The following is a 13,483-nucleotide window of genomic DNA, read 5'->3' as shown; positions in this document are numbered from 1 at the left end:
CGACCGAGGCTCAAGACAAGGAGGACCGCATGGCCCGCATTCTGATTATCGAGGCCCGTTTCTACGATCATATCGCCGATGGCCTGTTGGCCGGGGCGCAGGAGGTGCTGGACGCCGCCGGGGTCAGCCACGATCTGTTGACCGTTCCCGGCATCTTCGAACTGCCCGGCGCGCTCAACCTGGTGCTGGCCGCCGCCGATCGCAGCACCGAATCCGCCCGCTATGACGGCTTCGTCGCGCTGGGCTGCGCCATCCGTGGCGAGACCGACCATTACCATCATGTCGGAACCGAATGCATGCGCGGGCTGGCCGATCTGTCGGTCGCCCATCGGCTGGCGTTCGGCAATGGCGTGCTGACCTGCCACGACGAAGCGCAGTCGCTGAACCGCGCCGATCCCAAGCGGAAGAATCTGGGCGGGCAGGCGGCCCGCGCCTGCCTGCGTATGTTGGCGATCAAGCGCGAGCTGGGGTTGGCGGAATGACGGTCAATCCCTCGGTCGCCCGCCGCAGCGCCGCCCGCCTTGTCGCGGTGCAGGTGCTGTATCAGATGGAGATGACCGCGACCTCGGCCGAGCAGGCGCTCGTCGATGATCGCGACCGCCGCGCCGAGGGCAAGCGCGGTCCGATCGCCGAACCGGATGCGTCGCTGCTGGGCCGGATCGTCCGTGGCGTTTCCGCCGATACCGCGCCGCTGGACCAGCGGATCGGCGAGGCTCTGACCGGCGATTGGACGGTCGAGCGGCTGGAGGCGGTTCTGCGCGCGATCCTGCGCGCCGGAGCCTGGGAACTGGAAGCCCGCCCGCAGACCCCGGCGCGGGTGTGCATCTCGGAATGGGTCGATGTCGCCCACGCGTTTTATTCCGGACCCGAACCGGGTTTGGTGAATGCGGTGCTCGACCGGATGGGGCAGGTGATCCGCCCCGGAGAGATGGGGCGGGGGGGCTGAGGCGAGGGTGGCCGAACCGCCGGTTGACGAATTCGCCCTGATCGCCGAGTTGTTCGTGCCGCTGACCGGAGGCCATCCGGCGGCGCGCGGACTGAGCGACGATGCCGCGTTCCTGGCCGACCAGCCGGGGTGCGATACCGTTCTGACCGTCGATGCGATGGTCGCCGGGGTGCATTTCCTCCCCGACGACCCGCCCGATTTGATCGCCCGCAAGCTGGTGCGGGTCAATCTGTCCGATCTCGCCGCCAAGGGAGCGGAGCCGGTGGCTTTGCTGCTGGCCGCCGCTTTTCCCCAGGACGTCACCGCCCCCTGGCTGCGCGCTTTCGCCGCCGGGCTGGGGCAGGATCTGGCAACCTATCGCACGGTTCTGATCGGGGGGGACACCGTCGCCACCCCAGGGCCGCTGACCTTGTCGTTGACCGCGATCGGGCGGGTGGCGGCGGGGCAGGGGCTGGCCCGCTCGGGGGCGTCGGTCGGCGACGATATCTGGATTTCGGGGACGATCGGCGACGGCTCGCTGGGCCTGCGGGCGGCGCGGGGCGAACTGAGCGCGCTGTCGGACAGCGATGTTGCGTTTCTTGCCGACCGCTATCGACTGCCGCGTCCCCGGGTCGCCCTGGGGCCGCGTTTGATCGGGCTGGCCGGGGCGTCGATGGATGTCTCGGACGGGCTCGTTCAGGATCTGGGCCATCTCTGCCGGGCCTCGGGGGTCGGGGCTCGGATCGAGGCGGGGCTTGTCCCGCTGTCGGACTCGGCAAAGCGCGCCGTCGCGGCCGGGCTCGTAACGCTTGCCAGTCTGCTAAGCGGGGGCGATGATTACGAAGTGCTGTTCACCGCTTCGCCCGAGGCGGCTTTTGCCGTTGCGGCGCTGTCTGCCGAACTCGACCTGCCGCTGAGCAAAATCGGCTCGATCGGTGCGGGCACGGGGGTGGTGGCGATCGGCTCCGATGGCCAAACGCTCGATCCCGCCCAGGGCGGCTGGCGGCATTTCCGCGCCGGGTCGTGACAGGATGGGTAACGCCCTTTGGGGCCGTGGAGGATTCATCGGGTGATCCGGGTGATTTTCATCGTGATCTCTCTGCTGCTGCTGCTCGCGGGCGTTGTCGGCGGTCTGTATTTCTGGGGGATTGACCCGCTGGCCAAGCTGGGGATCGACAATCCGCTGTCGCAACACGACACGCCGCCCCCGCCGCCACCCCCGCCGCCGCCGCCGTCTTATGTCGATTTCGGGCTGTTGATGGTGCCGGTGATCCAAAATCGCGAAGTCCGCAAGCAGGCCGAAATGATCGTCCGGCTTGAGGTCGATGTCCGCAACAAGGAGATCGTCGCCCGCAACCTGCCTCGGTTGCAGAACGCCTTCCTTGAGGACATGATTAATTTTCTCAGCACCAATCTACAGCCGGGTGAGTCTCTCGACACCCAGGCGATCAGCCGTCGGTTGATGGTCGTCGCCGACCGTACCCTGGGGCCGGGCTATCTGCGCAACGTCGTCATCGAGAATCCCAGCCTGAAATAGTCTGTCCCGGAGCGGGCGATTTCAGCAACTTATTGCATCACTCTGGGTCTTCTGGCAGGGTCTTTCCCGCCTGCGGCGCGGCTCCCGACGCACTGGCCCCCGATCGCCCGTGACTGGGATATTCGGCGCCGCTGGCTTCATCAGGGGGATTCAAGCCAAATGAACATCAACCTATTCGTGATCGCATGCGGCGTCCTGGCGCTGCTGTACGGGGGGTACGCTGTACGCTCCGTATTGGCAGCATCGGCCGGGACCGACCGGATGCAGCAGATCGCCGCAGCGGTGCAGGAGGGTGCCGCCGCTTACCTCAACCGCCAATACACTACCATCGCCATGGTCGGTCTGGTCGTTGCCGTCGTTCTCGGCTACTACCTGGGCACCTACCAGGCGGTTGGTTTCGTCATCGGTGCCGTGCTGTCGGGCGCCGCGGGCTATGTCGGCATGAATGTTTCGGTGCGCGCCAACGTGCGGACCGCCGAAGCCGCCCGGTCTGGGGGCATGCAGCAGGCCCTTGACGTCGCCTTCAAGTCGGGCGCGATCACCGGTCTGCTGGTGGTCGGCCTGGGTCTGATCGGCGTCGCTGGCTATTACACCATTCTGCAAAACGCCGGGATCGAGTCGCGCGAGCTGCTCGAAGCGCTGGTGGCGTTGTCGTTCGGTGCGTCGCTGATTTCGATCTTCGCCCGTCTGGGTGGCGGCATTTTCACCAAGGGTGCCGACGTCGGCGCCGATCTGGTGGGTAAGGTCGAGGCCGGCATTCCCGAGGACGATCCCCGCAACCCCGCCGTCATCGCCGACAATGTCGGCGACAATGTCGGCGATTGCGCGGGCATGGCCGCCGATCTGTTCGAGACCTATGCGGTGACCATCGTCGGCACCATGCTGTTGGGCTCGATCTTCTTTGCAGATCCGGCTGAAAAGCTGCTGATGATGCAGCTTCCGCTGGTGATCTGTGGCGTGTGCATCTTCGCCTCGGTGGTCGGAACCTTCTTCGTGAAGCTCGACGCCTCGGGCAAAATCATGAAGGCCCTGTATAAGGGTCTGCTCGTCACCGGCATTTTGTCGGCGGCGCTGATTGCCGCGGTTCTGGTCTATGGCTTCGGCGGCTTCGACGCCACCTACAGCTCGACCGGCGGGATCATCACCGGGACCAAGCTTTATCTGTGCGCCATCATCGGTCTGGTCGTCACCGGCCTGCTGGTGTGGATCACCGAATATTACACCGGCACCGATTTCCGTCCGGTTCAGTCGGTCGCCAAGGCTTCGGTTACCGGTCACGGCACCAACGTGATCCAGGGTCTGGCCGTGTCGATGGAAGCCACCGCGCTTCCGGTGCTGGTGATCTCGGTCGCCATCATTGCCGCCTATTCGGTCGCTGGTCTGTTCGGCATCTCGATCGCCGCCACCACGATGCTGGCCCTGGCTGGCATGGTTGTCGCGCTCGACGCCTACGGCCCGGTCACCGACAATGCCGGTGGCATCGCCGAGATGGCCAACCTGCCCAAGGACGTCCGCAAGATCACCGATGCGCTCGACGCCGTCGGCAATACCACCAAGGCGGTCACCAAGGGCTATGCGATCGGTTCCGCCGGTCTGGCCTCGCTGGTGCTGTTCTCGGCCTATACCGAGGATCTGAAGCATTACTTCCCCAACCTCAACGTCCAGTTCAGCCTTGAAGACCCCTATGTGGTGATCGGGTTGTTCCTTGGCGGCATGCTGCCCTATCTGTTCGGGGCGCTCGGCATGCAGGCGGTTGGTCGCGCCGCCGGTTCGGTGGTGATCGAGGTCCGCCGTCAGTTCAAGGAAATCCCCGGGATCATGGAAGGCACCGGTAAGCCGGATTACGGCCGCGCCGTCGATCTGCTGACCAAGGCCGCGATCAAGGAAATGATCGTCCCCAGCATGCTGCCGGTGCTGTCGCCGGTTGTGCTGTACTTCGTGATCCTGTTCTCCGCCAATCAGAAGGCGGCGTTCACCGCTCTCGGCGCGATGCTGCTCGGCACCATCGTCACCGGCCTGTTCGTGGCCATTTCGATGACCTCGGGCGGTGGAGCCTGGGATAACGCCAAGAAGTACATCGAAGACGGCCACCATGGTGGCAAGGGGTCCGACGCCCACAAGGCGGCGGTCACCGGCGACACCGTCGGCGATCCCTACAAGGACACCGCCGGTCCGGCGGTGAACCCGATGATCAAGATCATCAACATCGTCGCCATTCTGTTGCTGGCGATCGTTGCGGGCTGATCTCGATTGAGCAAAAAAGACCCCCGGTCGCGATCAGCGGCCGGGGGTTTTGTTTGTGTGGGGCGCGGAGGGGGGGGGCAGGAAAGCCTATTGCCCCTGGGCCGGTTTCGAGAAGCGGCCGAGATTGCCCATCAATTGCTTTAGAATCGTCATCTCCTGGCCCGCCGTCGGCGTTTCGCGCCCGACCGGGATGACGTCGTGACCTTCGGCCAGCCCCTTGGTCTCCAGCGCGCGGACGGTTCCACTGCGGTCGAACAGGACGGCGATGACCTTGCGTTCCTTGATGTCGGGTTCGAAGAACGAGACCCGCTCGGTGACGGTCGAAACGTAGTACCACGCATCGTCGTCGAACGGGCTGATGTTGGAGGGGGTGCCCAGCAGCGACTGGACGTCGTCGCGCGAGCTTTTGCCGACGACGACCTGAGACAATTGCTCGGGCGGCGGCAGGTTGCCGCGCAATTCGACGATCGGGGTGCAGGCGCTTGCGGCCACGGCAGCAGCAAGGGCGGCCAGGGCAAACCGGGCGGGGCGGGGCTTTTTCATGCGCAGAGGTCGGCGGAGCATTGACGGAAACGGCCTCCGAGGCCAATGTGGGGGGGAAGAGTGCACTCCGTCTCCTGGCCTTGTCAACGACGTCGCCTGCGGAGTGTCGTGTTATGCCCGGGAATTCCAATGATGCCGCTTCGTCGTTTCCTCGACGGCCGCCGTCGCCGACGCGCCGCCCATAGTCTTTACACTACGATCATCGAGCAGGCACGCCAGCCGGATTTCTATCTCCATCGGCACGTGCCGGACAGCCTGGACGGGCGGTTCGACCTGATCGTGCTGCATGCCTTTCTGGTGATGCGCGGCCTGGGCCGGATCGACGGGGCCGGACGCGATGAGGCGCGCGAAGTGTCACAGGAATTGTTCGATCTGATGTTTGCCGACATGGAACAGAACCTGCGCGAACTGGGCGTCAGCGACATGGCGGTGGGCAAGCGGGTCAAGCATATGGCCCAGGCGTTTTATGGCCGCGTTGCCGCCTATGACAAGGGGCTGGGCGAGGACGGCGCGGCGCTGGAAGACGCGTTGCTGCGAAACCTATTCGGAACCGCCGATGCCGCTCCCCCCCAGGCCGTGCTGGCGGAGATGGCTGCCTATCTGCGTCGGCAGGATGGCGCAATGGCCGATGCCGGAGCCGGATTAGTCGAGGGCCGGGTCAGATTCGCCCCGCTGGCGGAGGCGGCGCAATGATTCCCGCCGACAGCGTTCCCGAATTCTCCCGCCCGATCCGGATCGACCAATTGCCGTCCAAGCTCAGCCGTCACCGGCTGGAAGCCGACCCGGCCGAACTGGCCGCGCTGGCGATCCGCTTCGGGCTGGAGGCGCTGGAGAGCCTGACCGCCGAGATCGAGATCAATCCCCCCACCCGTCGCGGTCTGGTGCGGCTCCAGGGCCGGATTCATGCCCGGGTGGTGCAGACCTGCGTGGTGACGCTTGTGCCGCTGGCGGCCGTCGTCGAGGCGCCGTTCAGCCTGACCTTCGGTCCGGCTCCCGAGGACGAGGATGAGGAAATCGACCTGATCTGGGACGGCGAGGATCCGCCCGACCCGATCGAGGATGGCCGGATCGACCTTGGCGAAGTCGTCGCCGAACATCTGGCGCTGTCGCTCGACCCGTTTCCCCGGGCTCCGGGGGCGACCTTCGAGCCGCCCCCCGTTGCTGACGAGCCTCCCGCGCCAAAGGCAAGCCCATTCTCGGCATTGGCTGCCTTGCGGCAAAAAAAAGGGTGAGTGGAAAGCAATCCTTGCCCTGGCCGAGGTTTTTGGATAAGAAACCTCCCTTTCCCATCGTGGGTCGAAGTGAGCAATTGAAATGGCTGTTCCGAAGAAGAAGACCTCCAAGTCCCGCCGCGACATGCGTCGGTCCCATCACGCTCTGACCAACGTGATTGGTGCCGAGTGCCCGAATTGCGGCGAGCCCAAGCTTCCGCATCATGTTTGCAGCGCCTGCGGTCATTATGATGGCCGCGAGGTGGTCGTCCAGGCCGAAGCCTGATCCGTCTATAGCCTCTAAGCAGCGGAGCATCGGCCAGTGAGCGTCCCCGTTACCATTTCCATTGATGCCATGGGGGGCGACTCTGCCCCTGAAATCGTCGTGGAAGGGGTGCGAATGGCTCATGAGCGTCTGCCCCACGTCCGCTACCTGTTGTTTGGCGACGAGGCCCGTCTGGCCCCCCTTCTGGCCCCGTATCCCGGGATCGCGGGGGTCTGTTCGGTCCGTCATACTGACGAGGCCGTCAGTAACGACGCCAAACCGGGACAGGTCTTGCGGACGGGGCGGCGGTCGAGCATGTGGCTGGCCATCGACGCCGTCAAAAAAGGCGAAGCCGCCGGAATCGTTTCCGCCGGCAACACCGGCGCGTTGATGGCGGTGTCGAAATTCGTGCTGCGGACGTTGCCGGGGATCGACCGTCCGGCGATTGCCGCTCTGTTCCCGACCATCCGGGGTGAAACCCTGATGCTCGATCTGGGCGCGAACATCGACTGTAACGCCAACAATCTGGTCGAATTCGCGGTGATGGGTGAAGTTTATGCCCGCGCCGTGTTGGGGCTGGAAACGCCCGCGATCGGGCTGCTGAATGTCGGCTCCGAGGATATGAAGGGCAGCGACGTCGTCAAGACGGCGGCGGCGACCCTGCGCGAAAGCCATCTGCCGATCAATTTCTACGGCTTCGTCGAAGGCAACGATATTTGTGCCGGAACCGTCGATGTCGTGGTGACCGACGGGTTCAGCGGCAATATCTCGCTGAAGACCGCCGAGGGAACGGTGAAGCTGTACTCGACCTTCCTGCGGGAAGCGTTCCAGAGTTCGCTGATGTCGAAGATCGGGTTCCTGTTCGCCCGTCGTGCCCTCAACAAAGTCAAGGTCCGCACCGATCCCCGTCGCTATAACGGGGCGATGTTCCTGGGCCTCAACGGCATTGCGGTCAAGAGTCATGGCGGCACCGATGCGTTCGGCTTTGCCAATGCCATCGGCGTCGCGGTCGAACTGGTTACCCATGGATATAACGAGCGGATTCGCAAGGAATTCGATCGTTTGAAGCCGGCCAACGTCCCGTCTCCCCAACTTGCCGCCGGAACTCGCTAAACTGATGCTGCGCCGCTCCCAGATCATCGGCTGCGGGGCATATCTGCCCGCGCGGGTCGTCACCAACGCCGAATTGGCGACCCGGGTCGATACGTCCGACGAATGGATCGTCGAACGCAGCGGCATCCATCAGCGCCACATCGCCGCCGAAGGCGAACTGACCTCCGATCTGGCGATTGCCGCCGCGCGGGCCGCGATCGCCCATGCCGGGATTGATCCCGACGAGATCGATCTGATCGTCCTTGCCACCGCGACGCCCGACCGCACCTTTCCCGCCACCGCGACCCGGGTCCAGGCGGCGTTGGGGCTGACCAGGGGCTTTGCCTTCGACGTTCAGGCGGTGTGCTCCGGCTTCCTCTACGCCCTGACCGTCGCCGATAATTTCATTCGCGCCGGGCAGGTGAAGACCGCCCTGGTGATTGGGGCCGAGACCTTCTCGCGTATCCTCGACTGGACCGATCGCACCACCTGCGTTCTGTTCGGCGACGGGGCTGGCGCGGTGCTGCTGCGTGCCGGAGACGGCGAGGGAAATACGGCCGATCGCGGCATCCTTTCGACCCATCTGCATTCCGACGGTCGCCATAGCGATCTGCTCTATGTCGATGGCGGTGCGTCCAGTTCGTCTCTGGTCGGCCATGTCCGGATGGAAGGGCGCGAAGTGTTCCGTCACGCCGTCGTCAATCTGGCCTCGGTGGTTCAAGAGGCGCTGGTCGCCAACAATCTGACCGCCGCCGACATTGATTGGGTGGTGCCGCATCAGGCCAACCGCCGCATCATCGAAGGCACCGCGCGCAAGCTCGGCTTCCCGATGGAGCGAATGGTGATGACGGTTGGCGAGCACGCCAACACCTCGGCGGCTTCGGTGCCGCTGGCGTTGGCCCAGGCGGTCGGCGATGGTCGTATCCGTCCCGGCCAACTGGTTCTGCTCGAAGCGATGGGCGGCGGATTCACCTGGGGCTCGGCCCTGGTGCGGATGTAGCCTGCCGCCATCCTCCTTGTTGCAGGACGGCAAACAAGCGGCGCATCCCTCTGATATTGACGGATTTATCGTAAGGGTCTAGGGTCTGACGCATCTTTAGCTCTGGGATGGGCATGGGGCGGCATGACGGAAAAGACCATCACGCGGGCACAATTGGGCGAAGCCGTCTATCAGGAAGTCGGGCTGTCGCGCAACGAATCCGCAGACCTTCTCGAAGCGGTGCTAGACGAAATCGCGGAAGCGCTCGGTCGGGGCGAAACCGTCAAGATTTCCTCGTTTGGCAGCTTCTCTGTGCGGTCCAAAGGACAGCGCATCGGACGTAACCCTAAGACTGGCGAGGAAGTGCCGATCCTGCCCCGCAGGGTTCTGGTGTTCCGGCCATCTCAGCTTTTGAAAAAGCAGATCAATGATGGCCGCACCGGCGGACATGGCGCCAAGTGATGAGTGAGGACGACGGCGATCTGTCTCAGGGGCGCCGGTCCGGCAAGTCGGAAACGGCGTTCCGGACCATCAGCGAGGTCGCTGACGATCTGGAAGTGCCGCAGCACGTTCTGCGGTTCTGGGAAGGGCGCTTTCCCCAGGTCCGCCCGTTAAAGCGGGGCGGCGGGCGGCGCTATTACCGGCCCGAGGACGTCGCCTTGCTGCGGCGCATCCGCGATCTGCTTTACCGCGAAGGCTACACCATCAAGGGCGTCCAGAAGCTGCTGAAGGAAAGCGGCGGCGGCGCTTCTGCCGATCCGTTGCCCGCCAGTTCTCGCCCGCTCGCTTTTGCCGCCGACGAAGAGGGCGAGATCGAGTTCGACGCCGACGCGGACGTCGTCCCCTCCGCCCTTCCGGAGCGTCGTCCGACCCCGGTGGTGTCGAGCGTGGCACCGCGGGCTCCGGCAACCGGAATCGTGTCCGGTCCTGCGATCGTGTCCGGCACGGCGCCGTCGTCGGTTCCTGCGGCTCCGTTTACCCCTGCCACGCCGCCTGTGCGCGGTCTGGGCGCCGATGCGCGCGTCGCTCTGCTCGATATCCTCGCCGAACTTGAGGTGCTTCGCGGCCTGCTGCATCGCCGCTGAGGCGTATCAAAGTTTCTGTCACAAAGGATGAAGAACGGTCTTGCATCCTGCCTGGGGTCTGACTATAGTTCGCCCCTCTCCACGGTGACCCATCACCGAGGAAGACTTCCAAAGTCCCTTGTGGCTTTGGTCGAAATATTCGGCGGCTTTAAACCGCCACGGTCGGAGCGTAGCGCAGCCCGGTAGCGCATCAGTCTGGGGGACTGGGGGTCGCAGGTTCGAATCCTGTCGCTCCGACCATTTTTCTTAAAAGACAGCCGCCTTCGGGCGGCTTTCTTTTTGCCCGGACCGGGCCTGTCGTCACGACAGCGAATCGGGCAGAGGCACCGCCTGAAGCACGGAGAGAAGCGATATGGAACGCGGGCTGTCCAAGATCCAGATCAGCGGCCTGCTGTTGCTGATTCCGCCGCCGCTGTTTTGGGCGGGGAATTTCATCGTCGGGCGGGCGATGCGGGGCGAAGTGCCGCCGATGACGCTCTCGCTGTGGCGCTGGGTCATCGCCTTCCTGTGCCTTCTGCCGCTGGCCTGGCGGCCGATGTGCCGCGATTGGCCCGCCTATTGGGCTCATCGCTGGCTGGTGCTGCGGCTGGCTTTGGTGGGCGTCGTCGCCTTCAATTCCATCGTCTATCTCGGCCTGCAATGGACCGCCGCCGAAAACGGTTTGCTGCTCAATTCCTTCATCCCGATCCTGATCCTGCTGTTCGGCGCCCTGTTCTATGGGCAGAGCCTGCATCGGTGGCAGGTGATCGGGCTGATTTTGTCCTTTGCCGGGGTTCTCACCATCATCTTGCATGGCGATTGGACCCGTCTCGCCCGGCTGGATTTTTCCGTCGGCGATCTTGTCGTGTTCAGCGCGATGGTGTCGTGGGCGTTCTACACATTGTGGCAGCGGGCGATCCCGCCCCAGATCGACCGCATCGGCTTGATGGGAATCCAGATCGCCGTCGCGATTCCCTTCCTGTTCGTGCTGTATCTGGGCGAGCGGTTGCTGGGCTACGTCCCGCACTGGTCGCCCGAGGCCTATGCCGCACTCGGCTATATCGGATTGTTTCCCTCGGTGATCGCCTATCTGCTTTATACGATCGGGGTGGCCCGGGTCGGTGCCGTCCGTGCCGGGATGTTCATCCACCTGATGCCGGTGTTCGGGGTGGCGCTGGCGGTGATCTTTCTGGGCGAGACGGTCCAGCCCTACCACCTTGTCGGAATTACCGCGATCCTGGTCGGGATCTGGTCGACTTCGCGCAAGGGCGGGTGAGGCGACGGAGGTCTTGCCTGTTCCTTTCGGCTGCGTCACCATAGGGAAGATGCAACCTTAGGAGTCCGGTTCGATGAGACGCTCTGTTCTGGTGCTGGTCGGTGTGTCGGTCCTTGCTGTGGCTGGCTGTGCCAATCCGAATCAGAGCCGATACAATTACAAGGATGTCGGTCAATCGACTTCCGTGGAGTTTGGCACCGTTGTCGCCAAGCGCGACGTCGAGATCACCGGAGAGAATACCGGGGCCGGAGGCTTGCTGGGAGCGGGGGCGGGTGCTGCGGCAGGGGCTCAGTTCGGTCGGGGAACGGGAAATCTTGCCGCGACCCTCGGCGGAATTGCCGCCGGTGCCATCATTGGTGTTGTCGCGGAGCAAGCGATTTCCGACCATGGCGGGGTCGAATATGTCGTGACCCTGTCGAATGGAAAAACCATCACGATCGTTCAAAACAAGGACGAAAAAGACCGGCCAATCAATCCAGGCGACCGCGTCATGGTGCAGGTCAGCGGCGGCTACCAGCGGGTTTTGCCTGCGAACGACCTTCCCGAGGAAATCAAACGGCCAAAGGGAATCAAGGTCGTCGATTGAAAGAGGGGTGGCAGCGCCACCCCAAATTTTATCTATTTCGCTGCTTGGGCGACGATGATCGCCGTCTGAAGATCCTTGTCGTTGATGATGGCGGCAACCAAGTTTCGCATTGCCTTGATGAGGGCTTGCCTGGCGTTGGATCCCATCGTCAATTGAATGTTTTCCTCGATTCCCCCAGCCTCGTAATGCTTGATGAACGCGTTCTTTCCATCTGGGCCGATGACTTTGACGATAGCGGAGGCATCGGCGATGGCATCCCCCGAAAACATCCCGATCTTGAAGTCGTTATAGAACCGGGTGACTTGCACCTCGACTTTGGAGCCGCCCGGTCCAATCGCATAGCCGAGAGAGGAAAGTTCCTTTTCAACGGCACTGGCGATTGTCTTGGGGATATCGTTGCTGGCAACGATATCGGCCATCTCCATTCCGTAGCCGTTCTTTTTAACGCTGACCCTGTCTTTATAGACGGTACGGCCTTCAATGCCGGAGACTTGTACCTTCGCGTCGCTCGCGCCCTCGACCACCGAAAGATTCGCCCCGGCCTGATACGGAACGTCGATGCTGTCAACCGTCAGTGCACAAGCGGAAAGGCCAAGGCTGGCCACCAAGATTGCCAATAGACGCATTTACCCCTCCAGGAAAAACAATCAAGAGAATGTCTCATTGAAGGGTGGGTGTGTCTATACCAAGAGGACATTTTTCTTCTTGGGTCTCGCCGGAACGATTGCGAAACCTGAGCCTCGTGTCAGACCCGAGCCTCGATCACCTTGTAGAGTCCGGTCTCGGCCCGGGTGGTCTGGCTGCGGAAATGGGCGGCGACGACTGGCTCGTAGGGAAGTTGGCGGTTGGCGACGAACAGCAACCGCCCGCCGGGAACCAGGGCGGCGGCGGCATTGGCGATAAAGGCGCGGCCGAGATCGATGTCGGTCGCCTTGCCCTGATGGAACGGCGGGTTCATCACCACCCACTCAAACGCGGCCCGGGGCAGCCCGGCGGCGACGTCGTGCCAGTGAAAGCCGAGCCGGGCCGAACCGGGCGGATGGGCGAGATTGGCTTTCGCGGCCTCAACCGCGTGCCATTCCGCCTCGAACAGATCGAGCGAGGCGATCTGGGGTGCCCGCGCCAGCAAGGCCAGCGACAGATAGCCCCATCCGGCCCCCAGATCGGCGACGCGGCCCGATAGGTCGGCGGGGAAATGCTCGACCAGCAGCGCCGATCCGGCATCGACCTTGTTCCAATTATAGAGGCCGGGGCGGGACCAGCAGCCGGTTTCGGTCCCCTGTTGCATCTGTCCTGCATCGGCCCAAGCGGCAAGGGCAGGGGGAACCGTATCGCCCCGTTCGGCCCAGAACACCTTGCAATGCGATTTCGACAGCGAGGACACCCCGCCGATCGCCGTTTTGAGCGCGCGTTCGATCGAGGCCGCGCCGACATCGTTGCCACCGGCGCAGACGAGAACGCCGCCCGGCCGCAACGCCGCCCAGGCGCGGCCAAGATTGGCCAGCGTCTCGGTCTTGTGCTTGGTCAGCAGGCACAGGCCAAGATCGTAGCCGTCGCCGGTCAGTTCGGGGACGACGGTGCCGCCGTCGCGGTGGAGTGCCTCATAGGCCGGTTTGAAGCTCTGCTCGCACAGCAGCGCGTTGCGCCAGTCGGGGTCGAGCGGGCCTTCGGCGCGGAGAAAGACGCCGCGCCCCGGCTGGGGACGGGGCAGGAGACCCTTGGCGAAAGGGTGGAACAGGGCGTTCAGAGCGTCGGACATCG

17 protein-coding genes and 1 tRNA gene are annotated in these 13,483 nt (G+C 63.9%); 15 read left to right on the top strand and 3 right to left on the bottom strand.

The window, feature by feature from the left end:
• The first annotated feature begins 29 nt into the window (after positions 1 to 29).
• From ribH to BLW40_RS01590, 5 genes are all read left to right on the top strand, one after another.
• A complete protein-coding gene (gene ribH, locus BLW40_RS01610) occupies positions 30 to 482 on the top strand; it encodes a 6,7-dimethyl-8-ribityllumazine synthase (RefSeq protein WP_074764834.1) in 453 nt (150 codons plus the stop codon).
• Positions 479 to 946: a transcription antitermination factor NusB gene (gene nusB, locus BLW40_RS01605; protein ID WP_074764832.1), complete on the top strand. Its 468-nt coding sequence runs from the start codon at positions 479 to 481 to the stop codon at positions 944 to 946. The genes ribH and nusB overlap by 4 nt, the downstream gene beginning before the upstream one ends.
• Before the next feature lie 7 nt (positions 947 to 953).
• Positions 954 to 1,952, top strand: coding sequence for a thiamine-phosphate kinase (thiL, locus tag BLW40_RS01600; protein WP_074764830.1), 999 nt, complete (start codon positions 954 to 956; stop codon positions 1,950 to 1,952).
• 42 nt (positions 1,953 to 1,994) lie between these two features.
• Positions 1,995 to 2,462, top strand: coding sequence for a flagellar basal body-associated protein FliL (locus BLW40_RS01595; protein WP_074764828.1), 468 nt, complete (start codon positions 1,995 to 1,997; stop codon positions 2,460 to 2,462).
• Positions 2,463 to 2,621: 159 nt separating this feature from the next.
• Positions 2,622 to 4,706: a sodium-translocating pyrophosphatase gene (locus tag BLW40_RS01590; RefSeq protein ID WP_074764826.1), complete on the top strand. Its 2,085-nt coding sequence runs from the start codon at positions 2,622 to 2,624 to the stop codon at positions 4,704 to 4,706.
• Between the two features lie 87 nt (positions 4,707 to 4,793).
• Here the strand turns inward: BLW40_RS01590 and BLW40_RS01585 are convergent, their stop codons facing one another.
• Positions 4,794 to 5,249 (bottom strand): outer membrane protein assembly factor BamE, encoded by a 456-nt coding sequence (locus BLW40_RS01585; protein ID WP_074764824.1) that lies wholly within the window; start codon positions 5,247 to 5,249, stop codon positions 4,794 to 4,796.
• Positions 5,250 to 5,378: 129 nt separating this feature from the next.
• On the opposite strand from BLW40_RS01585, the gene BLW40_RS01580 reads away from it, so the two are divergent.
• The 10 genes from BLW40_RS01580 (at position 5,379) to BLW40_RS01535 (ending at position 11,722) form a co-directional block, all read left to right on the top strand.
• Positions 5,379 to 5,942, top strand: coding sequence for a ubiquinol-cytochrome C chaperone family protein (locus BLW40_RS01580; protein WP_244511017.1), 564 nt, complete (start codon positions 5,379 to 5,381; stop codon positions 5,940 to 5,942).
• A complete protein-coding gene (locus BLW40_RS01575) occupies positions 5,939 to 6,481 on the top strand; it encodes a YceD family protein (RefSeq protein WP_074764822.1) in 543 nt (180 codons plus the stop codon). Before BLW40_RS01580 ends, BLW40_RS01575 begins: the two co-directional genes overlap by 4 nt.
• A gap of 82 nt (positions 6,482 to 6,563) precedes the next feature.
• Positions 6,564 to 6,746, top strand: coding sequence for a 50S ribosomal protein L32 (rpmF, locus tag BLW40_RS01570; RefSeq protein WP_074764820.1), 183 nt, complete (start codon positions 6,564 to 6,566; stop codon positions 6,744 to 6,746).
• Between the two features lie 36 nt (positions 6,747 to 6,782).
• On the top strand, positions 6,783 to 7,838 hold the full coding sequence (gene plsX / locus BLW40_RS01565) for a phosphate acyltransferase PlsX (protein ID WP_074764818.1): 1,056 nt from the start codon (positions 6,783 to 6,785) through the stop codon (positions 7,836 to 7,838).
• 7 nt (positions 7,839 to 7,845) lie between these two features.
• A complete protein-coding gene (locus BLW40_RS01560; protein WP_170834511.1) occupies positions 7,846 to 8,817 on the top strand; it encodes a beta-ketoacyl-ACP synthase III in 972 nt (323 codons plus the stop codon).
• A 123-nt stretch (positions 8,818 to 8,940) separates the two neighbouring features.
• Entirely contained in the window at positions 8,941 to 9,258 is a 318-nt protein-coding gene (locus BLW40_RS01555) for an integration host factor subunit alpha (RefSeq protein ID WP_002729778.1), read from the top strand.
• A complete protein-coding gene (locus tag BLW40_RS01550) occupies positions 9,258 to 9,881 on the top strand; it encodes a MerR family transcriptional regulator (RefSeq protein WP_074764816.1) in 624 nt (207 codons plus the stop codon). The genes BLW40_RS01555 and BLW40_RS01550 overlap by 1 nt, the downstream gene beginning before the upstream one ends.
• A 163-nt stretch (positions 9,882 to 10,044) precedes the next feature.
• A tRNA-Pro gene (locus tag BLW40_RS01545) sits at positions 10,045 to 10,121 on the top strand.
• A 112-nt stretch (positions 10,122 to 10,233) separates the two neighbouring features.
• The gene (locus tag BLW40_RS01540; RefSeq protein ID WP_074764814.1) at positions 10,234 to 11,136 is read left to right on the top strand and encodes a DMT family transporter; all 903 of its coding nucleotides are present in this window, start codon (positions 10,234 to 10,236) and stop codon (positions 11,134 to 11,136) included.
• 73 nt (positions 11,137 to 11,209) lie between these two features.
• Complete coding sequence (locus BLW40_RS01535; RefSeq protein ID WP_244511016.1) at positions 11,210 to 11,722, top strand: outer membrane lipoprotein; 513 nt, start codon at positions 11,210 to 11,212, stop codon at positions 11,720 to 11,722.
• A 32-nt stretch (positions 11,723 to 11,754) separates the two neighbouring features.
• On the opposite strand, the gene BLW40_RS01530 is transcribed toward BLW40_RS01535, so the two are convergent.
• On the bottom strand, positions 11,755 to 12,348 hold the full coding sequence (locus tag BLW40_RS01530; protein WP_074764812.1) for a YajG family lipoprotein: 594 nt from the start codon (positions 12,346 to 12,348) through the stop codon (positions 11,755 to 11,757).
• 119 nt (positions 12,349 to 12,467) lie between these two features.
• Entirely contained in the window at positions 12,468 to 13,481 is a 1,014-nt protein-coding gene (locus BLW40_RS01525) for a class I SAM-dependent methyltransferase (protein ID WP_074764810.1), read from the bottom strand.
• Positions 13,482 to 13,483 lie beyond the last annotated feature (2 nt).

This window comes from Magnetospirillum fulvum, from assembly GCF_900108475.1.
Taxonomy (GTDB): Bacteria; Pseudomonadota; Alphaproteobacteria; order Rhodospirillales; family Magnetospirillaceae; genus Phaeospirillum; species Phaeospirillum fulvum_A.
The sequence above is the reverse complement of the archived record's forward strand: the minus strand, read 5'-3'. Positions and strand labels throughout refer to the sequence as shown.